A 23,978-nucleotide genomic window follows, 5' to 3' on the forward strand; every position below is an offset into this window, starting at 1 on the left:
TTTGGTCCGCTATCCTTGAGCAGGTTGGCGTTGCAACGGAAGCCTGATTGTAAATGTTGTCCCTTTTCCAAGCTGGCTCTCGACTGATATTGTGCCGTCGTGGTTGTCGATAATACCCCAGATCACTGCAAGCCCGAGCCCGGTCCCCTTCTGACCTTTGGTAGTAAAGAATGGCTCGAAGATCTTCGCAATATTCTCCTTCGAGATGCCTACTCCGGTATCCGAGACAATCAACTCAACATATTCCCGCTTCCCTCCCAGGTCCACCGCGGTCCATCGCTGCCAGCCGCAGTCCTTGCTAACGCATGCCTCAAATATACCATGCGAAGGTACGACGAATGACAATAAGCGGCTTCCGCATGACTCGCACGCGCCTTGTTCTTCCAGAAGAGAGATCCCGCAGTCGGGACAGACAATCTCCACCGCAGTCGATCCCTTTACGTCCAGATCGAAATGGTTCCGATTCCGGCCATAGACCGGATCGAGCATGATGAAACCCTCATCTCCGTTGTTTCTCACTTTTACTCGAATGGCCGGCAACCCTTCGATCTTGAACTCATTCGTGATCAGATTGTGACCTTTCGGGCAACACGCCGACTTAATCTGTGCAACTCCCTGCGGAGCAAGCTGCAACAGTTTTGTGGAAACAGTCACAGTCCCCCCCTCTCCCTCGATTGCATCGGCAGCATTCACGATGAGATTCACAAACACCTGCTGCATCTGATTCGGATCAACCGTCATTTTCGGCAGGTGCGGCTCGAGAGATCTGATGATCTTCACTCCCCTGGTGCTGACCTGATGTTCGACAACCGCGATGGCGCGGTCGATGATTTCACTCAGGTCGCTGGCAGTCTTTTTCGGAATCGATTGCCGGGCGAAATCAAGGAGGCTCTTCACAATCTCCCTGCACCGGATGGTTTCGCGCACTACGACTTTGAGGTCTTCCTGGAATTCCGGGTGATTCTGAGTCCTCTTCAACAGGAAGCTCCCGTATGTGAGAACGCCGGTCAACGGGTTGTTGATTTCATGCGCGACACCTGCCGCTAAACGGCCAAGTGAAGCCATCTTGTCCGATTGGAACAGCTGCAGCCTGGCTTCAGAGAGCTTCATCGTCATTGTGTTGAACGATTGTGCCAGCATGCCGATGTCATCTTTGCCGAGATCCGGCACGGTGTAATTGAGATTCCCGCCGCCGACCTGTTTCGTGGCATTCAGCAACGCTCCCACGGGCAGGCCGACCCACTTGTTCACGAAATATCCAATGATAAGGCTTGCGGCCAGAATTGCGCTGATGGCAAACATCCCCACCTGAAATGCGCTCGCCCGAATCCGGTCGTCAGCGTCGGCCAATGAGAGAGTCACATCCAGTACCCCAAGCACCTGCTGCTGTTTTGAATGCGCGTGACAATCCGCGTCCCAGCACGATCGTTCGGTGTAAATCGGGCTGATGATTCCGAGCGCCCTCGCTGAATCGGGGTGAATCCGAAACACCCTGGTCCGCTGCGAACTGGAGAGCCGTTCAAGCGGTCGGTCAGCGGCATGGCACGCGTAGCAGCTCTCTGCCTGTTTGTCAACCATCCTGCCGATGCTCTCCTGCCTGGATGAATAGATGATTTTTCCTTCCTTGTTAAGCACGCGGACTTCGTTAATGGCCGGGTCAGTGCCTATGTCATTGATGATGATGTGGATACGTTCGCGCTGGTTGAGAAGCATGTCGTACCGCGTGCTGTTTCTGACGGTCTCGCTCAGCTGCATCGCGTGTCGTTCCACTTCCGCGAGGAGATCTGCCCGTTGCGTGCGGATCGTGATGTACGCATAAATCCCCATCGTGACAAACGTCGTCACACCGACGACCACAATGAGCTTAAAGCCGATCTTTCGTGCGAGCTGACTGAGCATATGCATTAACCTCTACGGCGTCTCTCCTATTTCTTGACTGCTTTGACACGTTGGGCACGAACCCCGGGAAGTGCTGCCGGATAGCTCTTGTCGTCATGACATGCGTTGCATGCCGGTTTCTGCGCAAAGTTCGACTCGAGATGGCAGGTTTCACAATCAAGCGAAGCGTGAGCCTCACTCAGTTTAATTCCTGTGAATGCGTGGTCGAACGATCCGGGCTTCCATCCCGCGTGACAAGCCGTGCACGTGACGGAAAGATTCTTGTACTTGCCCTGTTCTTTGTGGCAACGCGTGCACGCGAGGGCCGAGTGAAAACGACCGAGGTCGAACCGGGTCTTCCGGGCATGGTCGAATCGCGCGATCGGCTGTTTGTCGTGACATGTGCCGCAATTCTCGGTCACCGAATGACATGCCGAACATCGATCGTGCCCCCCCCGAAGGTGCTCAATTGGTTTCGCCGCCGCTCCCCCGGGTTTGTGGCACTTCGAGCATGGTTCGTTTGCATGGCAAGACGAACATGCCAGGCCAAACCTGTCCGCGTGGTCGTTGTGGAAGAACGTCACGGTTTTGGCATTGACGTTGCTGGTTTCGTAGACGAGCCGGTCGGGTCTCACCACCTTGACATTTTCTTTTGCTTCGGTGATAGCGGGGCGATTGAGACGGGTGGAAGATTTCGCATGGTGACACAATCCATCACATTTCGTGTCCACTCCGCTTTCGCGATGGCAATTGACGCACTGCCGGTGATAGGCCCCCTTGAGCCCGGGTTTTGAGAGATCTGCGTTTTTCGACTGTGCGCCCACCGCATGGCACGTCCTGCATGCAAGCACGGCACCCGTTAGGTTGTAATGATGGCACTGAGCGCATCCGCCCGACATATCCGCCATTTTTGCGTGGGCGCGGTGAGCGAATTTGACAGGCTCATAGACATCGGGACCCCCCTCAACGCGATTCAGGGTGATATCAACCGGTCCAGCATCAGCAGAATTGTGCACCGTGATCATATGACCGCGCGGACATACCTTGAGGCAAGGATTGAGCTTCGTTGGGATCTCACACTCGTGACATTCCTTGCAGCCTGTGCCGCGCGAAGCTGCCGACTGCGCATTGAGCGAGTGGTGAATCACGATGAGAACGATAACCAGACTTGCCGCACATTGAATAACCCGTTTCATTTCACGCTCCCGCGGATAGAGTATTTGCTGATAGGAGTGGCAGCCTCTTTATGCACGCTGACAACCGGGAAGATAAGAACCGCCGCCCGATAGACAAGAACGAGCAACGACGCGAATCCGATTGTCACAGAAATCTCGCCAATCGAGGGGAAATAAGATCCGACCGCATACGGCGGCGTATATGCTACGATGAAGGTATTGATCCGATTCAAGACCACACCAAGAATCACCAGGGATGAGGCAACAAAGAGCCACAACGGTGACTTGAGCACGGTGCGGGAAAGAAACATCCGGAGCGGGATGACGACACCGACGATAACTTCGATAAGGAACATGATGCTGGCGGTCGTCGGTTTCACCAAGTACACAAACGTCTCACGGATAACCATGTCGCCGATCTTGAACGCCAAATAAATCCCAAGTAACGGGGCGATCATTCTGCCCAGCTTCGACAGAACATCCATCTCGGGTTTCAGCCCAAATGACCTCGATGCGAGCAGCGATTCAAAAATCACCATTGGAAAGCCCACAGCGACCGCCGAGAGAAGGAACAGGAGAGGCAGAACGGGAGTTTGCCAGAGCGGATGCATCTTCGGGCCGGCAATAATCATCAATGTGCCGAGCGAAGATTGATGAAGCGTGGAGAGCACAATTCCAGCGATGATAAACAGGAACATGGTCTTTCCAAGTGCGCGATCCAAAAAGCTGAGTATACGCTCCAACGGGCGATTCAGAAACGAGAGAATTCCCTTGAGGTGCACGCGCCCCATAAAGCGTTCGGTGACCAGTGGAAGGAACTCGACGTAGAGGACCGTCACGTAGATCATCACGCACATGCCAACCTCGAAGAGCGGTGAATTCCCGTTCCACATGATCATCGGATGCCAGATGTAGTACCAGCGGCCGATGTCAATCACGACGCCGAATGCCACAAACGTATATCCGAGCATTGCGGTCAACAGCGCCGGGCGCACGATGGAGTGATAATCCTCCTTGTGCATGACATGCCCCAGCGCGGCCGAGGTGAATCCTCCCGCAGCCAACGCTACACCGGCGGCCACATCCACGCCAATCCACAAGCCCCATGGATACTGATCATTGAGGTTCGTCACCGATCCAAGGCCAAACACAAGCCTCGCGAATACGAATGCAAGTCCATTCAGGGCCAGAACGATCAGGACCATAACTCCGGGTGTAAGGAAATTCTTTTTTAACGGTTGTGATGCAGTATGTGCATTCATTCGCCCTTTTCCTCTTCGGATGTGCTGCGGTTTTTCGTAATCCACATGAGTCCTCCCAGAAGTGCATACAGTGAAATTGGAGGCACGAAATACGCGAAGATACCATGCTGAATGGATTCGCTTGTCCCGGGCATCGGGTCCTTGTTAAGATCCGGGAATTGCAGCTCTTTGAAATCAGCTTTCGCGATGTACATCCAGGAGGTGCCGCCGGCTTCAAGCTCACCGTAGATGTGGTTTATGTATCGCTCTGGGTAATTCTCTATTTTCTTCCTGGCAATTTCGAGCAGCGTCGATCGTCGTCCATACGTGAGTACTTCCATCGGGCATATTTCGACACATGCCGGTACTCCTCCCTCTTTCCTGCGCTGGAAACAGAAGTCACACTTTACGATATCAGGTTTCAGTGCAGCGTCAAACTGGAAGGCTGGGATCTGAAATGGGCAAGCCACCATGCAATAGCGGCAACCAATGCACTTGTCACCATCCCAGAGCACTTCTCCCCCCTCCTTCTTCGTAATTGCGCCAACGATGCAGGCCGACTCGCAAGAAGGATAGTCGCAGTGCATACACTGGACTTTTACAAATGTCGTCGGTGAAGATTCCTTTGAGCTCCTGTATTCATTGACGACAGTCAGCGCCTGTGCACTTGGCCGACGTCGTTCTGAACTCTGAATACCGGACGGAACAAGGCTGTCCGATTCCTTCAGGAGGCCATGCGCTTTTTTGCAGGCGGACTCACAGCTTCGGCAACCCACACATGCTGTAAGGTCGACCAGCACTCCCATCCTGTCTGCCGGGGGAATCCTGGAAGGGCCACCGTGAGCAATTTCCGGCGCGGCGGCTGCTGCCGTGGTGAGCAGAGCGGTCTTTAGAAATGTCCGCCTTGGGTGCAAGCTCTTGTTGTCGTCTGATTTCAAGGAAAGGTCCCTTTTCTCTTGATCTGTTAACGTCGTGAAAGTTCTTTGGCGGCAAAGGTTATTGGGAATGGTCAGGAGCCGCGTGGGAACACTTAACAGAATGAGTATGGAAATTCCGTGCCACTGACAGACAAAGATTCCCAGAGGCGACAAGCGCAACCGATGGAACGACAATGCGTTAGGAAGGTATTCTGAGAGTGGTGAAGATTGAACAGGCAGGTATGATGACTATTGCAACAGAATGACACACGCAAATGCGCGGAGTTGGCTAAGTTGTTGTCAGGCAAAGTGCTAATGTGTGGATGAATTATTCAACATTGCATGCTGAACTACTCAACGCTTCTTGATGTCAGCAAATCCTCGGAAGTTGCTCTCCGGATAACATGTCGACCACACGAGAGCCTCCGATGGTCGTTTTCATGATCACGGTTCCATTGTGTTCATTCACCACTTCACCAATGATGGCTGAATCCTTCCCGAGCGGGTGGTTTCTCATTGCTGAGAGCACCGATTCGGCAGCCTCCCGGGAAACGAACGCAAGAAGCTTTCCTTCATTGGCCACATAGAGAGGATCCAGACCGAGGATTTCGCACGCTCCGCGAACTTGTTCCGAGATCGGGATCTTTTCTTCATCTATTTTGATGCCAACATTGGACGACTCTGCAATCTCGTTCAACGAACTTGCGACGCCGCCCCGCGTAGGATCCCGAAGTACATGTATTTCTCTGCTGCATTCCAACATCGCCTTGACAAGGTGATTCAAGGCAGCAGTATCGCTCTGCAAGTTCGTTCCAAACTCCAAGCCTTCTCGCACCGACATGATGGCGATGCCGTGAACAGCAATCGGACCGCTGACGATGATGACATCTCCGACTTTCGCATTCCTGGATCCGACCTGAATGCCCGGATCGACGATTCCCACTCCCGACGTGTTGATGAAAATCTTGTCCCCCTTCCCCCGATCGACAACCTTGGTATCACCAGTCACGAGCTGAACTCCTGCTCTGGCAGCAGCGGCCTGCATCGAGAGAATGATCTTCCAGAGGTCATCCATCGGAAATCCCTCCTCGATGATGAACGCCGCTGACAAATACATCGGCCGGGCACCGCACATAGCGAGGTCGTTGACGGTTCCGTTCACGGCAAGTTCCCCGATATCTCCTCCGGGAAAGAAGATCGGATTGATGACATATGAATCCGTGGAAAACGCGACACGTGCTCCGTTCAGCGAAAATACTGCCCCATCATGAAGCGGTTCAAGGAGTTCATTCCTGAACTGAGGCAAAATCATCTTCTGTATGATCTGCTGGCTAAGTTTGCCCCCACCCCCGTGGGCAAGCAACACCTGAGGGTAATCCGATATCGGAATCGGACACGAAAGCCCCGCCATGATATCTACACCAACACCACTCTTGTCGCTCTCTGCCATTGTTCCTCGCTAAAAGATTCTGTTAAGACGATTCACGATGATCCCTATTGCTTCTTCGGGAGCGCCTCTTCTCGTTTCCGGAGCCGTTCTTCCCGAGCCTTCAATTCTTCCGATTGTTTGCTGAGTTGTTCTTCGATCTTTCGTAAATTTCCGATTTTCACATCGAGTTCCTTCTCGTATTCTGCCTTGTCCCAATAGCCTCTGTCCTCAAAGTACCCCTTGAAGAACCAGTTATGGCGCAACGCTTCCATGTTCTCGTCAAATCTGTCCGCACCATCCCTCGCCGCTTCCGCCATCGCAATTCCTTTCCGGACGATGACCATGAGACTGTCGTAGATGTCCCGCTCGACGACAAGTGCTCCCAGCGTTCCCTGACCCCGGTTGATCTTTCCGACGATATCCCTCACATTGACCACCGTCGAGTCAACATCGAAGAGAAGCTTCTCCACATTTTTCGTCACTCCATACAAGTTCTCACTCACCCCGCTGATGAACTTCGGAATATTCGCGAATTCTTCTGCCGTCTTCCGAAGGCTTGTGTCTGCCTGGGCGGTTGCACGCTTCAACGCCTGATAGACATCTTCATCTGTAATGAGCTTGCCCATTGTTCCATGCCCGGCATTGACGGCGGCCAGGATCTTCGTGAACTCGGCCGTGGCAGCACGGGTATTCGCGATCATTCCCTGCATGTCTTCGATGATGACCGAAAGACGGAACGGTTCCTTGCTCAGCAGAATGTCCCCGTCGCTCACCGCTTCAGAGGACGAGCTTCCCACAGTGAGCGAGACATACTTGCTCCCCACAAGCCCTTCCTGTTCGATCGTCGCGTATGAGTCCTTCTTGATGAAACTCTTCGAGTTTGTGCGAAGCTTGAGATCGATCCGAACCTTGTTGTTCTGAGGGGCAATGATGATCTTGTCAACGATTCCAATATCCACACCAGACAACCGGACGGAAGCGCCGGTACGGAGGCCTTCAATCGTGTTGAAGTAGGAGCTCACACGGAAGCTCTCGCGAAACAGCCCCTCCTCTTTGCCTACCAGGAAAATCGCCACCACGACAGCGGCTCCGCCAAGCAGAACAAATATCCCTACTCGAATCAACGAACTCCTTTTACTCATACGCACCCCCTATTCCGTAGCAAAGAAGCTTTTTACCGTTGGGTTCTCCGATCGTTCGAGGGAGGCCAAGGTCCCTCGTTGGTCCAGTGTCCCATCGTGGAGAATGGCAGCTGCGTCGGCAATAATTCTGGCGCATTGCATGTCATGAGTCACAGCTATCGACGTCGGCTGGTAACGTTCCTGGAGGCTCTTCATCAAGTAACTAATCTCCCGAGATGTGATCGGATCCAGCCCCGTCGTTGGCTCGTCATACAACATGATCACCGGATTGGTGATGAGGGCGCGGGCCAGACCAATGCGTTTCTTCATGCCTCCGGAAAGCTCCGCGGGCATCTTGTGGATGGCGTCGACCAGGCCCACCAGCCGAAGCTGACTGACGATCCTCGCCTCGAGTTCCTCGCCATCGAGATCTTCCTGCCGTACCAGAGGAAATGCGAGATTGTCCCGAACGCTCATCGAATCATACAACGCTGCACTCTGGAACAGGTACCCCATGGATTTGCGCAAACCGATCAGTTCCTTGCGTTTCATCCCAACCACTTCTCTACCGTCGATGTGCACGCTGCCAGAATCCGGAGTAATCAGTCCCACTAGGATCTTCAAGAGGACGCTCTTTCCCGTACCACTCTTACCGAGTATCACGACTGTCGAGCCTTTCTCGACGTCGAGGTTCATGGCGCGGAGGACCCGGTTCTCTTCAAATGATTTCGAAAGATCACGGATTTCAATCAGGGCCACAGCATCACCGTGAGTTTGACGAGGATCATGTCGACGAAGATAATCAACATCGACGATAGCACGACCGCGGTCGTCGCTGCCTTCCCGACGCCCACCGTCCCCCCCTCTGCATGATATCCCTGATGACAACCCACGATTCCAATGATGAACCCGAATATCGCGGTCTTGGCCAATCCGGGAATCACGTCTGCGAAGGAAAGAGACTGTATGACGCTGTCCCAGTAGAGACGCCACGACATGCTGGACTCGATGGCGACAGCGACGTATGCGCCAAAGAGCCCGACCGAATTCACTATCGCCGTCAACAGGGGTTGCAGGATGATGCAGGCGAGCACGCGCGTGACCACAAGATACTTGTACGGGTCAATTCCCGAAACCTCCATCGCGTCGATCTGTTCGGTAACGCGCATAGAGCCAAGCTCAGCCCCGATTCCGGAGCTCACCCGCCCGGCAACTATCAGCGCCGTGATGACCGGCCCGAGCTCGCGCACGAACGAAATGGCGACCATCGCAGGCAGGAAAGAATCTGCCCCAAACCTGAACAGTGTCGGACGCGTCTGCATGGCGATGATGAGACCGACGATGAATCCGGTGATTCCGGCGAGCGGGAGCGAACGCGAGCCTAGCTCATCGAGGTGACGACCAACTTCGCCCAGTTCATACGGAGGGAGGACGACGGCAGGAAAGAACCGGGCGGAGAATACTGTCAGGCTTCCCGCACGCTCAAGAAATCGGGAGAGGAAGTGAAATGGGGAGCGACGATGAGGGGCATCTGGTGCGATGGTTTGATTCATCCTTCGTGATCCTCAATCATTGCGGACAACCGACGATACGGGCGGAACCTCCGGAAAGCCCATCTCATTGATGAAAATATCCTGGAACTGTTCGTCCAGATTCAACGCGACATGCTGCCCGAGATTCTTGATTGTCGCATAGATATTGGGATCGGAATGGAAGAGTGCCAGCTTCGCCCCAAGCAATGCCGTATTTCCTGCCGGCTGGATTTTCTCAGGCTGGACAGGAAGCAAGCCTATGCGGTATGCGTTCGACCGATCAATGTAATTGCCGAAAGCCCCCGCAAGATAGACTTTCGAAATATCCGCTACAGTTGCCCCCAGATCTTTTGCGAGAATCTGAATCCCTGCCGCTATTGCCGCTTTTGCGACCTGCAGCTCCCGGATGTCCCCCTGAGTGAGATTGACAGGAGGACAAAGAGAATACACCCCGGATTCTTCGAGCACTTTACCGTCTTCACGTATGCGCTGCGTCGAAAGTCCGACCGCGACCGCATCCACCAGGCCGCTCCCGCAAATCCCTCGTGGTTCCACATTGCCGAGTACACGACAATGGGGTTTCCCGTCCGACCCGAACACCTGCACGATCGCCCCCGTGGTTGCGCGCATCCCCATTGAAATGCACGAGCCTTCAAACGCCGGACCGGCGGCCGTCGAACAGAAGAGAAACTTATCGCGGTTTCCGATGACGATTTCGCCGTTCGTGCCCAAATCGATCAGTCCGACGAGCGAATCGCTTTTGTGCAGGTTTGTCGCCAGAATTCCCGCGAGGATGTCACTTCCCACGAAGCTGCCAAGGCAGGGAAGAAATCTTACGGTCGCGTTCGGGATGACATTCCAGCCAAGCTGAGACGATTCGAAAACTTGAAATCCGATCGTCGGGGATTCAAATGGGTATTGGGAAAGAGGTCCCACGTCGAGGCCGCTGAAGAGGTGATGCATCACTGTGTTCCCGACGATCGCCACGTCCAGAACCCGGCCCGGGTCAACCTTGGAAGACGCGACGAGCTTTTCGATCATTCCTCCAAGCTGCTTCCGGATAGCCAGTTCAAGATCGGGCTGACCTTTTTCGGTCACGGCGAAGAATACTCTGGTCATCACATCCGCCCCATACCGCCCCTGATCGTTGAGCCCTGTTTCGACACCGATGACATTCCCGCTCTTCAGGTCGAGCAGCTGAGCTGCCAGTGTTGTCGTTCCCAAGTCAACTGCAATGCCGAAACCATCCCGCGGCTTGAAATCGAAACGGCTTTCGTCAGCCAGGATTCTCGCTTCCCACTGGGCAAGTTCGAGAGTCATGTCTTCATCGGCTTTGCATCTGCAGGCGAGGCGCCATCCTTCCTTCGCCTCCTTCACGGAGAGCATGTTCTCCTGCTCTTGTGTGAGAGGAAGGTTACCGGAAACGACTTTGACCTTGCACCCCTCACAGATGGCATTGCCTCCGCATGGAAATTCGACACCATACGGGAACAGAACATCTCGCAGCGGAGTGCCTTTCTGGACTGTGATTTCGTGACCGAGCGGCAGCAGGGTTATGCGAACATTGTCAGGCATTGGGCCTTGGACTGGAGATTGTGAATGATTGCCTCACAAAAGTAATCATTATTGACTAATAATGAAATTCGGAGGCACAAGTGAGACATCGGCGAAGCCGCAAGCACTGTGCTGAGGCTCCTCCTGCGGCCTGAGTTTGAGGCTACTCCCGCTTATCATCGACCGAGGAAGCAGAAACAGTCTTTCCCGGCCTGTGTGAGAGCTTCCGCAGAAGAAGAAAGACGGGATAGCCGGCGAGGAGAATGCATCCACCAATCAGGAGCGATTCCGGCTGCGTTGCGATGATGTTACCTGTGATAAAAAGCAGGAAGAGGACAAAGAACCCCGGCAGGAAGGGATAGAATGGGACCTTATATGCTGCGCCATTTGGAGACGTGATGCCGCGGCGCCGGAGCACGAAGATCGTTGAAGCGACCAGGGCATTGTTCAACGTATCGAAAATCATCACGTAGTTCACCAGCCGCTCGAAGGTTCCCAGAAACACGATGGAGACAAGAATCGTCCCGCCGAAAAACAGGAGCGTAAATTCCTGGGTCTGGGTCCTCGGATTCACCTTCATAAAAATCGGAGGAAGGGCGCCATCCTGCGCCATTGCGTAGTAGGATCGTGGAATCTGCATCAAGGTCACATTGACAAACCCGAGTGCCGACAGGAAGATCGCAATGGAGACCAGAAGATACGCCGACTGGCCGAAGCAGACCCTGGCCACCTCTGCGGCAACAAGCTTCGCTCCCGCAACTCCCTGTATTCCAAGGACACTGACATACGCCAGATTGATCAGAAGGTATAATCCGATGATGATCGCGATACCGAAAAAAATGGCCCGCGGCATGTTCCGTTCGGGCTGCTTGATATCCCCGCCAAAGTTCAACGTACACTGATACCCACCGTAGGTGTAAAAGACAGAAATCAATCCGATCCCCAGTGCCATCCAAAACGGTTCGTGCGTCAGGGTTTGGACAGGCTCAGGGGGCTTCGTTCCGGCGAACGAGAAGGCGACGAATCCGAGCATAAGAATCATGCCGATCTTGACCACGGTCAGTATGTTCTGCGCCCATGCACCCGTCTTGATGCCGATGTAGTTGATGAGGAGCAGGAAAAGCACCAGTCCGGCCGCCGTCCATTGCGTCACAACAGGAGTACGCCAGCTCTCGGGAAAGATAATCGGAATGAGGTATTCAGCTCCGATGAGAGCGACGCCTGCCCCTCCTGCACCATTGACGATTGTGACGTTCGACCAATTGAGCATGAATGCAACAGACGGGTGGTAGCTCTCAGCGACCACCTTGTAGAAAGCCCCCGGCTTTGGAAACCTTGAGCCGATCTCGGCAAACGTCAGGGCACCGAGCAAGCTAATGAAGCCGCCCAGTATCCAGGCAGTGAAGAAAATGAAGGTCGTGCCGGAGGAAGAAGCGACCATCGCCGGCGTACGGAAAATCCCAATCCCGATCACCAGGCTGACAACAATCATCGTGGCGTCAAATGTCGAGAGCTTCGCTTTGATACTCATCGGGATGACTCCGTAGTTCGAAATGATACGCCAATACCGCGCGGGGGGTGCACAACCGCGGCAGTTCTTACTCATTGAGGTGATGATACCCACTCCACTCGCACGTGGAACTCTCCACTTCCCACCTCAAACACAATGTGCTTCTCTCTCGTTTCGAGGAAACGAATATTGTCATCGCGTGTCAGGGTCGGCCTTCCTGCCTGCCACAGGACTTTCGAATCTTCCGCAATTTGCTGCATCTCCCACATCAAGGGAACATGAAGTTCTCCGATCGAACCAACCGGGACCTTGACGTCCAGTAAGAAACTCGACTCAGTCCTCTGCCACGAGATTGCCGCATTTCCGAGGACGGTTCTTACCGAAGCATGGGCGTGATCCAACCCTTCGAAAACGCGGGGCATGAAACGGATTCGATTCCATCCCGCCCCAAGGCATGAAAGGCCCGCGATGACCCGGTAGAACCAGGCGTCCACGCTTCCGAACATGATATGGTTATGAGAGTTCATGCCTCCGCCCGTGATCATCTCCCATCGTTCCCACAACGTCGTCGCCCCTTCTTCGACCATATATCCCCATCCGGGATATGTCCTCTGAGTCGCGACTTTGTATGCGACATCACCATATCCGTTGTCCGTCAGCACGTCGAGCACATATCGCGTCCCCAGGATCCCCGTATCGAGATGATAATCCTGGTCTGAAACGACACTGTGCAGGAGCCGCTCGAGAACCCGGGATCGGTCCTCCCGAGGAACCATATCAAGGTAAAGAGGAAGCGTGTTCGATGTTTGTCCCGGACTCCGATCCACAGGGGCAAATCTGTTGACCTCGTACTCTCCATCCTTCAGGAAATGATCATTGAAGGCATCCTTGATTTGAAGCGACAATTCCTCCAATTCCCGAAGATCGTTTTCACGGCGCAGCACCGCGGCCATCCTTGAAAGCATCAGGGTGTCGTGATAATAATACCATGTTGCGGTCAGCTCAACAGGAGTCCTCTTCGGAGCGATGCTTCCTGGCGGGCACCAATCGCCATATTTCCCCAATTTCTTGATGATGTGATTGTCGCAGTTCGCCCGCAGGAATTCGATGTATCTTTTCATGGAATCGAAATGTCGTGCAAGCACGCCTGTGTCACCATAGAACTGATACATGAACCATGCAATTGTGATGTAAGCCGAACCCCATGCAGGATCTGCCGGATAGAGGCGGCCGAGATAGTAGGGGGGCACGACATCCGGAAGACTCCCATCCTGCCTTTGAGCACATTCGATGTCTTTCAGAAACTTGGCATAGAATGCGGCCATATCGAAATTGAACATCGATTCTTCTGCAACCAGGTGCGCATCTCCCAACCAACCCTGCCGTTCATCGCGTTGCGTGCAGTCTGTCGGTATGCTCATCAGGTTCGCACTCTGGCCCCGGACAATATTCTCATGGATCCGGTTCACCAGGTTGTTCGAGCAGGCGAACTCTCCGACGGGTTCCACATCTGAATGGACCACACAGCCTTCGATCTGCAGGATCAAAGGCATCGCGGGAAAACCGGACACACTGACGTATCGAAACCCGTGATAAGTAAAGCGCGGTTCATAGGTTTCAACACCCGTTCCACTTAGCACATAGACATCTGTCGCCTCGGCGTTCTGGTTCGGCGACATGTTGAGTCTCCCGTCTTCGTTCAGGAGTTCGGCGTGATGAAGGGTGATCTCGGTCCCCTGCGTTCCTTGCACCGACAATCGGACCCAGCCCGCGAAGTTCTGACCGAAATCATAAACGTGAATGCCTTCGGAAACTACATAGTGGCGCTTCGGTTCGAGGCGCTCCACGACACGGATTGGAGGAAGCAATTGTGACGAAGGGTATGGGGCATCAACCTCCACCGCGGTCTCCCACGAAGAGTCATCGTAGCCGACTTCATCCCACCCCCTCATTTCCAGCCTCGCGTCGTATCGTTCCCCGTAGTACAGTCCGTTTTCCTGCAATGGTCCGTAGGAGGTCTTCCATGCTGAATCGGTGCAGAGATCCTCTCTCGACCCATCTTCCCAGACGATTGAAACCTGCATCAACGCTTTGGGATGGCCGTATCCATAGTTTTTGATATGCCGTCCATTGCCAAGCATAATGCCGACAGCGAAGCTTCCCGACTCGCGGGTTACACCTGAGCCAGCAAGAAGATCGATGAGGTCATAGGTTGCGTAGAGCGATGCTTTGTTGTAGTCCGTTTGCGCAGGGTCGAGGACGTGATCCCCCACCTTGCGGCCATTGACTCTCAGTTCGTAGTATCCGAGTCCGCACACAAACGCTGTGGCCCGGACTATTGATTTGGCGAGCTTGAACTCACGACGCAGGTACAGGGTAAACGCATTGACGTAATCGCCCAGCGGTTCTCCAAGCAGCACGCTCCCCTTTGAACGAAATTCCCTGAAATCCTTCCGGCTGATCCAACGCGCCTTCCAATCTGCCCCACCCAGAATCCCTGTCTCGAAACTGGCCAGCCTGCTCCACTCGCTTTCGTTCCCCAGCTTGTCCCACCATTGGACGCGCCACCAAACGGGTTGAAAAGACCGCAATGTGATTCCACGATAATCGGTCGAGGGTGGGCCGGGAGAAGGCGTCTTTCCGCTATCCCACAGATCGCCTGCACATCGTGCGGCCAACTCGCCTGACGAAGAGACGATGATCCTGAAGAACGCAGGGGCCTGAGAACGTTCAGGATGCTCGAGGACCCAGGACAACCGCGGGCGTTCAACATCGACGCCCAGCGGGTTGTGCAGATACTCACAGCGAAGATTTGTCGGGGGCGGGATTCTCACGCTACAGGTTCCAATGAGAACAGACGGCGATGACTCTGCGGGGCACATCTGGACATCGCTTCGAGCAGCGTCGCGAGCTCTTCATTCTAGAGCCGTTCGTGCTCGTGAATGGTCTCATACATCGCAACGATATTCTCAGTCGGCGTGATGGGCTGCAAGTTGTGGCAGGGGGCACATATCCACCGCGCCCCGGCAAAGATCCGGAGATTCTCCAGTACCTCTGCACGAACTTCCCCGACAGTGCCAAACGGAAGCGTCTGCTGGTTATCCATCGCTCCATGGAATATTATCTTGTCTCCGAAGTCACGGACCAATCCTTCCCTTTCCATTGTCGGGCACCGCCACTGGATCGGATTGAGGAGCTCGATGCCAGTGACGCTGATGAGATCGGGGATAACGGACTTCACATCACCGTCGGTATGGTAGAAGACACGGATTCCATAGCTGCGGGCCAAGTCGGCCATTTTCTTCTGGTTCGGGAGAATGTATTTCCGGATGTCGTCGAGACTCATGAGAAGACCACGCTGCCCGCCGAGATCTTCGGCCAGGTAAGCGATATCGATGATCCCTTTACCGATCTCAAACGCCCTCTGGTTCAGCTCATAATAATACTGGAAGATGTGATCGAGCGCCGCTTCGAGAACTTCCGGGTATTCCAGGAAGTCCATCAGCCCTTGCTCCAGCCCCCTCATGGCACAATAGAGAAGAAACGGCTCATACTCGCCACACCGCACAAAACGATGCCGTGGGACGCTGCGGATCATCTGGCTGAACATATCGAAATCGTGGTCAGCTGCGCGTGGCCACTTGTACGCGTGGATCTCCTCCACTGTCGTGACACCGGCGAGCGGATGAGTATCGAACTCTTCGTATGAACCCGCCCCGTAGTCCATCGTTCGCCTGCGAAGCCCCCAGATATCCGCTTCCCGGTCGTCGGGATGATGCAACGAAGTGCGGGGCGGCTCGACGCGCGTCACGCCGTCGATATTCAATTTGTTGTAGACTCCCTCGAGATCGCTGCACCGCAGTTCCCTCTTGAGTCGTTCCGTCACCTCGTCGGTTGCCCAGTAGTCGGTCGGCACACGATCGGGTTTCTCGCCGGCGAAGATCGCCAGCCATCGTTCACGTGGTGTCATGGTTGCTCCCTCAGGCCCGTTTGCTGAGAACGGTGTGCTCGTAACGGTGGACTTCAGCGATCCACTCCTCCCCTGTCAGAACGCCCGCGTTCAAACAGTAATAGTCCCACACCGCTCCGAGAGGCAGGACGCGCGTCTCTTCGAGCAGTGCTAATCGACCAAAGTTATCCCCCTTCTGTTCAAATGCACGGAGTTTCTCCCGGGGTTCCAGCAAAGCAGCGAGAATCGCTTTGAGAGTCGACCGGGTTCCGATGACCCAGGCTCCGATTCTGTTCAGGCTGCCATCGAAGAAATCGAGCGCGATGTTCACCCTGTTCAGGGCATTTGACCGGACGATCTCCTCGGCGAGACTGCGGACATCGTCGTTCAAAATAACGACGTGGTCGCTGTCCCATCGAACACCTCGGCTCACGTGGAGAAGCAGCTCGTCAAAGAACTGAAGCATCGATGAGATCTTGTCTGCGACAGATTCCGTCGGATGGAAATGCCCCATGTCGATGCACACCATCTTCTTCCGCGTTAGTGCGTATCCCATGTAGAACTCGTGTGACCCGACGACAAACGCTTCACTCCCGATGCCAAACAGCTTGCTTTCGACCGCATCCTTCATTTCACTTGATGGATACGATGTGGCGAAGACTTTGTCGAGCGAATCCAAGAGAAACGCCCGGTATGCAAAGCGATCAACCGGATGGTCCTTGCTCCCGTCAGGAATCCAGAGATTATGGATGCACGGGCTCTGGAGAGCACGCCCCATCACTGCGCTGATTTCACGACACCGCTTCGCATGTTCGATCCAGAAATCGCGGATTCCCTTATTCGGGTGACTCAAAGTGAAACCGTCATCCGACTTCGGGTGTGAAAAACATGTGGCGTTGAAATCTAGCTTGATCCCCTGCTGTTTTGCCCAGTCAATCCATCCTGCAAAATGCGCTGGCGCGATCTGGTCTCTGTCGACGAGCTTTCCCTGAAACTCCCCGTAGATCGCGTGAAGGTTCAGACGATGCCTGCCAGGTATAAGGCTGTACGCCTCCTTGAGGTCAGCCCGCAATTCCTCGACTGAGCGAGCCTTGCCAGGATAATTGCCCGTGACCTGGATTCCCCCTCCCGAGAGAGAAGCGGAGGGCTTTTCAAATCCGCCGACATCATCCCCCTGCCAGCAATGGAGCGACAGCGAGATCTTCGAAAGGGTTTTCATGACTTCTTCGGTATCGACGCCCAGCGCCGCATAACGCTCCCGGGCCAGGTCATATGACTTGCGGATGCTACTTTCGTTCGACATTCTTATTGTCCCTCGACATGGTCTTAGTGACTCGTGGATGAAAGATCCTTGTACCGCTCGTACGCCTGTTGCCAAATCCCGGTTTCTTTCGGCTCGTATGCGACCGGTTCAAATGAATGCCGCACGATGCTTCGTATCTCTTTCAGGGATCCGACGCAACCAGCCGCGAGCGCCTGAACCATGATATTCCCGATTGCTGTGGCCTCGACGGGTCCTGCAATAATGGTAGCACCGGTCGCATTCGCGGCGTATTGACACAGAAGGCTGTTCTTCGCTCCCCCGCCGATGATATGGATCCGCTTGATTCTCTGCCCTGTCAGTCTCTGAATCTGGTCAAGCGTGGCTCGATATTTCAAGGCGAGACTCTCCAGAATACTGCGCGCATAATCGGCATGCGTGGCGGGGAGCGGCTGGCTGGTCTTCTGGCAGAACTGCCGGATTGCGCCGGGCATACTCACAGGGTTGAAGAATTCCGGGTAATCCGGATCCACCAGGGATCGGAAGGGAGCCGCCTGCATTGCTAGTTTCACCATTTCTTCGTAGTCATACTGCACCTCTGACGACCATTCCTTCCGGCATTGCTGGAGAAGCCAGAGTCCCATGATGTTCTTCAGGAACCGGAATGTCCCGCCGACACCCCCTTCGTTCGTAAAATTCGAAGCGTGAGCTTCGTCTGTGATAACCGGGCGAGGAATCTCAACCCCCATCAACGACCAGGTCCCCGAACTGATGTACGCCCATTCTGTTCCCTCCGCCGGGATCGCTGCGATGGCGGACCCGGTGTCATGTGAAGCAACAGCAGTGACCGGAATCTCCCCGAGCCACACGTCCTCCGCGACCGGTGCACGCAACTGACCGAGATTTGTACCTGGTTGTAGGATTTCCTGCATGATAGATATTGGGACCTGCAAAGCAGAGAAGAGTTCGGGCTCCCAGTTCCCGGTCCGGGGATTAAGCAATTGGGAAGTCGTGGCGAAGGTGAATTCGGTTCTTGTCTCTCCTGTGAGGAGATAGTTGAGAATGTCCGGCATGAAGAGAAGTCTGGCTGCTTTCTCGACAATATGAGGGCTCTGCTGCGCAGCGGCGAACAGCTGGAACAACGTGTTGAGTTGCATGAATTGAATGCCGGTCAATTCATAGATTCGTCGGCGGGGCACCCGTTCGAAGAACTTCTCCATCATCCCGTTCGTCCGATGATCCCTATAGGTATACGGGAGTTCGAGAAACGCACCATCTTGTCCAAGCAGGCCATAATCAACACCCCATGTGTCGACGCCGATACTTTTTGGTTTGGCCCCAAGGCCGGAACAAGCGCGTAATCCTTCCTTCAGGTTGCCGAACAGACCATCAATGTCCCAATGAAGATGCCCTCCGATCGGCTTCATCTCATTGGGAAATCTGGTAATCTGCTGAATGGCGAGCCGGTTCTCCTCCAGTGTGCCGAGAATCGTCCTGCCTGATTCCGCCCCGATATCAAAAGCAACAAACGAGTGTCTATCCATGTCTGTCAATGCTCACATTCAACCGTTTACGATTCTGTCATGTACAATCCACCGCTCGTCGTCATCCAATCTGCTATTCGAGCAGTCGCTCCCGTCACGTCGTTATCCGACACGTCCAGAACGAGGTGCGGAAGCATTGATCGCTCGACGAGGTCCCTCATCCTCTCCTGCTCACGGATGAAAACATCAAGGTTGTCGTACTCGGATGGATTGCCGGAAACCTCCATCCGTTCCTCCCGCGCAGCGGCAAAAGACTCTGGCTGACGAAAGCAGAACACATGCCGGAACCCAAGCGGTAACAGTCTCTCCTCGAGCCATCGAAAATCGTACCTGCGACCGTTCGCTGCCAACTGATACACTTGCGTGGAAAGGTGAAATCGGTCGACGATCCATGAATAGTACCGCAAGAGCTCGAACAGACGCAGCCATGTCCGGTATGCCTCCATCGCCAGTTCCTCTTCCCGGGGCTCAAAATTGATGAGTCCTCTCCCCCACGGGAAATTTGTGAAGGCGCACCACTCCGACGAAATCAACGGCGAGTGGTAGCGATATTTGCGGGGACCGACAATTCTCGGGTGTTCGTTGAGCGCAAACGCGATCTCCGTTTTGAGCGTCAGACGTGTCCCCTCGAGTATGATCTTCGGACAGAGCTTTGTGGACATTGGAGGATCCGGTTCGACTCAGTTCAAGCAGTCGGCGATCATGCATGCCACGAGTGGGGATCCGGCCTTCTGACTCGACACGACGGCGTGCTCGTCAGCATTCATCCCCACTTTTCTACGGCCTCGCGAAGAAGCAGAAGCTTGTCACGTTCCACCCGCGGCGCCACTGAGCACGCTGTGCTCAGAATGAACCCGCCATTTTCTTTGCCCACAGCAATTCGCTTTCTGGCATCGTTCAATATCTCATCGCTAGAGCCGTTGAGCAGCGTGTTGACGGAATCGACGTTCCCTTTGATAAACCCGCGCCCTTTCGTTCTCTTTATTGCATCCTCCAACTCCACGTTGCCCAGCGGCGGCGGATCGAGACATTCGATGCCGCTGACGCCGGCGTCGAAAATCAGTTCAAGACGGTCAGAAACAGCACCGCATGTATGCGTGTAGATGTGGACGCCCTTCTCACGGACCGCACGGGCAATTTCTCCTTCGTATGGGAGTACGAACTCCTTGTAGAAGTTCGGCGAAATGAATCCTGCGCCTGCGAAGGGAGACGAAACTTTGATGGCATCGATATCTTCCCGGCACATTTCAAGGGCCAGTTTCTTGATCAATCGTGTGAAGTGTGCGAGGATTTCCTTAGCCTTTTCTGGCTCATTCAAAAGCCCGAGCAATCCATCCTGATGACCAAACAAATCCAGAAAGTAATCGAATGGAGACGTGATTTCGCCATGAATCGAGTATTCCGGGCCTGCTTGCGCACGCACGTTTCTAAACACATCAAATGGATGTTCGGTGTCGATCTTGAACTTCAATCCCTGTGAAACAGGGATATAGTCAAGAATAGCAGGAAGAGCATCGATGGAGAAATCAGACAGCCCCGGTTTTGGTTCCTCATCATGCATCGGCTGGGGCAAATCGTACGGGAGATACAGAACCCGGCGGCCATCCTTCCACACAATCTCTTCACCCTCCGGGAGTTGACGGCGCGCTTGGATCTCCACTTTCCAGCCTCTGTCGTGTCCATGGAGACTTACAAGTATCCCGTCGAAGTCATAGACTTCACGGAGCTTGACAAGCCCGCTGACGAAGACATCCTCATCGTGCCAGAACTCCGCAGGAGAAGTCTGAAGCTGCAAGAGCATATGCCCGATGCTCAACTGGCACATTAACGGGACGCGATCCGGGATCCCGAGATCCATCGCCTCCCGGACCCTCTTACGTGGCGTGCTCATAGTCTGCTGGATGGGAGAACCTATTCTTCATAAGCTTCAGTACTGGTCGCACTAGCGATCGCCTCCGAATAGAAGCGCTATTCCGACTGAAAAGTCAAATCCATTGAAATTGTTTCGCGCCCCGACCGCTGAGCGGAAATCGGACATGGCGTTATACCCGGCATTGGCCCCCAGCTTGACACTCTTGCCAAGGTGAGCGTCCAAACCGACGCCGACTCTCCCACCAAATGCTGATTCTGACCGGGCAGATTGCGCAAGGAGCGAGTTGCTCGCCTCGAACCCGATGAAGGAACCAGCACCGATCGCTACATACGGACGGATCATGTCCTCGGGTTCAGGTACGGGGATGAAGTATCTCATACCGACGAGGAACGAGAAGAGGGCATTTGTGTTTTGACTGACCGTGATCGGATTGGCGGAAACCGCGGAGGAAGCCTCTGAGGAAAGAAGTGATCCTGCGGCTGTGATTGACAAGTTCTCCCGCATCCAGTAGCAGTACGTCAGTCCGCCAACAAAACCGCTTGCCTTCGCTTCCTGCTTGACACCAGTGAGGCTAAGTTTCTGGCCAGCATTCACATTATTCCAGAAACCGAAGTCCAACTCGATCGCTGACGAGCCACGCAGCGTGATGGTTTGCGACAGAAGGAGCCCGCTCGCGAAGAAGAGCAGGACAGAAACATAGCTGAAACAACGTAACGCCTTCATTATCCACCTCCCTATGATGGTTGATGAAGCATTTGCCCGATGATCAGGACTTGCGGGGCTGGGCTTCCCGCACCAAAGACCTTCCGAAATGATAGTACGCAGCGCACGCTCCCTCCGGAGAAACCATCGGAGCCCCAAGAGGTCGTTCAGGTGTGCATTCCCTCCCGAACGCGCTGCACTCATGTGGTTTTTTCAACCCTTGCAGTACTTGCCCAGCTATACAAAGCGGCGATTCAGCCGCAGTCACTTCCTCAACCCTAAACACTTTTTCCGCATCGAAGTCAGCGAATGCATCGCTCAGCCCATACCCACTCTGTGGGATCGTGCCAATTCCTCTCCACTTGCGGTCAATCGTGGAAAACACTTCCGAAAGGAGCTTTCTTGCGGGGACATTCCCTTCCCGCCTCACAGCCCGGGCATACTGGTTTTCAACCTCCGCTCGTCCTTCCTCAAGTTGCTTGACGGTCATGTAGATCCCCTGAAGAATATCTACGGGCTCAAATCCGGTCACCACGATTGGGACGTGGTACCTGGCTGCGATCGGCAGGTATTCTTCAATTCCCATGATGGTGCAGACATGTCCGGCAGCGAGAAAACCCTGAATGAGGCTCGACGGAGAGGACAGAAGTGCCTCCATGGCTGGAGGAACGAGAGCGTGTGAACAGAGAATTGAATAGTTCTTCAGGCCGAGTCTTCTTGCCTGCGAGACCGACATCGCATTGGCAGGGGCCGTCGTTTCAAATCCTACGGCGAGGAATACGACCTTTTTCGCGGGATTGTCCTGAGCAATCTTCACGGCATCGAGTGGCGAATACACGATGCGCACGTCTCCTCCTGAGGCCTTCACGCTCAACAGGTCTTTTTTCGAGCCGGGGACTCTCAGCATGTCGCCGAACGACGCAAATATGACTTCCGGGCGGGAGGCGATCGCAATGGCTTTGTCGATGGTTTCCAGAGGTGTGACACAGACAGGGCATCCGGGACCGTGCACCAGGGCCAGTTCGGACGGCAGCAACTCTTCTATGCCATACTTCACGATAGTATGGGTCTGCCCCCCGCAGATTTCCATAATTGTCCACGGCTTTGTCGTGACCTGCCGGATGAGCTTCGCGTAGTTGCGAGCTGCGGCCTGGTCACGGTATTCGTCGATATAGCGCATGGACGACCTTGTTCACAACGCTGGGAACACAACGCCAGAAACGGTTTCCCCCGTTTTTCGGAGGCTTCGATTGCGAGGAAGGAGTTTACTGATGCAAAATATGACATCGAAGAGTCATTGTCAACCTGAGCGTACGATTGCCGGCTCACGAGCATGCGATTCAAGGATCGGCCTGAGCGGACCGCTTCGTCGAAGTGCCACGGTTGCGAAACCGAACATGCTGTGCTCATGAGCCACAACGAGAAACGAGGGTGGCATTCTGATGCGGACGCTGAAAGGAGGGCCTCCGGCCGAGAGGATCAAGAGTCTTAAGCAGCCGTGTCGACGAATTTCAGCAGTGACTGGAGAGTCACATCGGAACAACGAGGGTCAGCGCTTAGCCAATACAGTCTTTTCTGATGCTGAAAGAAGAAATGTGTCTGACCCAGCCCCTCGCATTGACCGACCTCGATCTTTCCATGTGTGAGCTGTTTGTACCGGGAGAATACACGGTGGCCGGCCTTGATCAGGCGGGTCATTCGCTTCGAAGCTTCTGCGGCTGAGGATTGCGTTGTATAGATCGAGACGTAGAGCGAGGCTTCATCGTTCCCCTCCCGATAACGCCCCATGATGGAATTCTTCGGCGTGATGTTCTTGTCGTGCATCCTGTTGATAAAGGATCGCGCAGCTTGACCTTGCATGCGGTCCGAAAGCTTGAGAGGTCCGAGTCTGGTCGGAAGATCGGCAGGTTGGGTCACAACCAAAGAAGGAAGCAGAAGCAGAAACGCCATGAACCATACGACGGCCGGTCGCCACGTCAGGAATTCGCGGTGAGAGCGATCACTTTTCATCATCAGGTGACTTCGGTTCGTCCAGGCTGTCATCAATCTCCTGAATCAGCTTGAGTGTCTCAAGTGCCTCCTCCTCATCCATCTTGCTGATGGCAAACCCCACATGCACGATGACGTAGTCGCCAAGCGAGACCTCGGGCGTCCACTCAAGACACACCCTTTTTTCGATTCCTCCAAAGCTCACGACGCCCATTGCGGGCTCAACGTTCGTGTCAATGCTCATGACTTTGCCGGGAATGGCCAGGCACATAGATTCCTCCCTCAGTGTTCATCCATGATTTC

At 54.3% G+C, this 23,978-nt stretch carries 20 protein-coding genes; all 20 read right to left on the bottom strand.

Translation table 11 applies throughout. From position 1 onward, the window contains the following. Positions 1-9: 9 nt before the first annotated feature. The 20 genes from NTU47_08535 to NTU47_08630 all read right to left on the bottom strand — a co-directional run bounded on the left by NTU47_08535 (position 10) and on the right by NTU47_08630 (position 23,946). Positions 10-1,899 (bottom strand): ATP-binding protein, encoded by a 1,890-nt coding sequence (locus tag NTU47_08535; GenBank protein MCX6133845.1) that lies wholly within the window; start codon positions 1,897-1,899, stop codon positions 10-12. Positions 1,900-1,925: 26 nt separating this feature from the next. Next, on the bottom strand, positions 1,926-3,074 hold the full coding sequence (locus tag NTU47_08540) for a cytochrome c3 family protein (GenBank protein MCX6133846.1): 1,149 nt from the start codon (positions 3,072-3,074) through the stop codon (positions 1,926-1,928). Beyond that, complete coding sequence (gene hybB / locus NTU47_08545) at positions 3,071-4,315, bottom strand: Ni/Fe-hydrogenase cytochrome b subunit (protein MCX6133847.1); 1,245 nt, start codon at positions 4,313-4,315, stop codon at positions 3,071-3,073. The genes NTU47_08540 and hybB overlap by 4 nt, the downstream gene beginning before the upstream one ends. Next, positions 4,312-5,232 (bottom strand): 4Fe-4S dicluster domain-containing protein, encoded by a 921-nt coding sequence (locus NTU47_08550; protein MCX6133848.1) that lies wholly within the window; start codon positions 5,230-5,232, stop codon positions 4,312-4,314. The genes hybB and NTU47_08550 overlap by 4 nt, the downstream gene beginning before the upstream one ends. Before the next feature lie 349 nt (positions 5,233-5,581). Beyond that, positions 5,582-6,661 (bottom strand): hydrogenase expression/formation protein HypE, encoded by a 1,080-nt coding sequence (gene hypE, locus NTU47_08555; protein ID MCX6133849.1) that lies wholly within the window; start codon positions 6,659-6,661, stop codon positions 5,582-5,584. Positions 6,662-6,705: 44 nt separating this feature from the next. Beyond that, positions 6,706-7,782: an MlaD family protein gene (locus NTU47_08560; protein ID MCX6133850.1), complete on the bottom strand. Its 1,077-nt coding sequence runs from the start codon at positions 7,780-7,782 to the stop codon at positions 6,706-6,708. A 9-nt stretch (positions 7,783-7,791) separates the two neighbouring features. Continuing rightward, positions 7,792-8,520: an ATP-binding cassette domain-containing protein gene (locus NTU47_08565; protein ID MCX6133851.1), complete on the bottom strand. Its 729-nt coding sequence runs from the start codon at positions 8,518-8,520 to the stop codon at positions 7,792-7,794. Beyond that, complete coding sequence (locus NTU47_08570) at positions 8,511-9,314, bottom strand: ABC transporter permease (GenBank protein ID MCX6133852.1); 804 nt, start codon at positions 9,312-9,314, stop codon at positions 8,511-8,513. The genes NTU47_08565 and NTU47_08570 overlap by 10 nt, the downstream gene beginning before the upstream one ends. Positions 9,315-9,326: 12 nt before the next feature. Further along, complete coding sequence (locus NTU47_08575) at positions 9,327-10,868, bottom strand: ASKHA domain-containing protein (GenBank protein MCX6133853.1); 1,542 nt, start codon at positions 10,866-10,868, stop codon at positions 9,327-9,329. 142 nt (positions 10,869-11,010) lie between these two features. Further along, a complete protein-coding gene (locus NTU47_08580) occupies positions 11,011-12,378 on the bottom strand; it encodes an amino acid permease (GenBank protein ID MCX6133854.1) in 1,368 nt (455 codons plus the stop codon). 71 nt (positions 12,379-12,449) lie between these two features. After that, positions 12,450-15,191, bottom strand: coding sequence for a family 78 glycoside hydrolase catalytic domain (locus tag NTU47_08585; GenBank protein MCX6133855.1), 2,742 nt, complete (start codon positions 15,189-15,191; stop codon positions 12,450-12,452). 86 nt (positions 15,192-15,277) lie between these two features. Then, entirely contained in the window at positions 15,278-16,327 is a 1,050-nt protein-coding gene (locus tag NTU47_08590) for a hypothetical protein (GenBank protein ID MCX6133856.1), read from the bottom strand. Positions 16,328-16,337: 10 nt separating this feature from the next. After that, on the bottom strand, positions 16,338-17,609 hold the full coding sequence (locus tag NTU47_08595; GenBank protein MCX6133857.1) for an L-rhamnose isomerase: 1,272 nt from the start codon (positions 17,607-17,609) through the stop codon (positions 16,338-16,340). Between the two features lie 23 nt (positions 17,610-17,632). Further along, positions 17,633-19,111, bottom strand: coding sequence for a rhamnulokinase (locus NTU47_08600; protein MCX6133858.1), 1,479 nt, complete (start codon positions 19,109-19,111; stop codon positions 17,633-17,635). A gap of 26 nt (positions 19,112-19,137) precedes the next feature. Beyond that, positions 19,138-19,773 carry a hypothetical protein gene (locus tag NTU47_08605; GenBank protein ID MCX6133859.1) on the bottom strand — a complete coding sequence of 212 codons (636 nt, stop codon included), beginning with the start codon at positions 19,771-19,773 and terminating at the stop codon, positions 19,138-19,140. Positions 19,774-19,874: 101 nt separating this feature from the next. Beyond that, positions 19,875-21,002 carry a hypothetical protein gene (locus tag NTU47_08610; protein MCX6133860.1) on the bottom strand — a complete coding sequence of 376 codons (1,128 nt, stop codon included), beginning with the start codon at positions 21,000-21,002 and terminating at the stop codon, positions 19,875-19,877. Between the two features lie 51 nt (positions 21,003-21,053). Then, positions 21,054-21,707, bottom strand: coding sequence for an outer membrane beta-barrel protein (locus tag NTU47_08615; protein ID MCX6133861.1), 654 nt, complete (start codon positions 21,705-21,707; stop codon positions 21,054-21,056). A 43-nt stretch (positions 21,708-21,750) separates the two neighbouring features. Further along, complete coding sequence (gene hypD / locus NTU47_08620; protein ID MCX6133862.1) at positions 21,751-22,866, bottom strand: hydrogenase formation protein HypD; 1,116 nt, start codon at positions 22,864-22,866, stop codon at positions 21,751-21,753. 308 nt (positions 22,867-23,174) lie between these two features. After that, positions 23,175-23,699, bottom strand: coding sequence for a hypothetical protein (locus NTU47_08625; GenBank protein ID MCX6133863.1), 525 nt, complete (start codon positions 23,697-23,699; stop codon positions 23,175-23,177). Further along, positions 23,686-23,946: a HypC/HybG/HupF family hydrogenase formation chaperone gene (locus tag NTU47_08630; GenBank protein MCX6133864.1), complete on the bottom strand. Its 261-nt coding sequence runs from the start codon at positions 23,944-23,946 to the stop codon at positions 23,686-23,688. The genes NTU47_08625 and NTU47_08630 overlap by 14 nt, the downstream gene beginning before the upstream one ends. Between the last annotated feature and the right edge of the window lie 32 nt (positions 23,947-23,978).

This window comes from Ignavibacteriales bacterium, from assembly GCA_026390595.1.
In the GTDB taxonomy this organism is placed as follows: Bacteria; Bacteroidota; Ignavibacteria; order UBA10030; family UBA10030; genus UBA9647.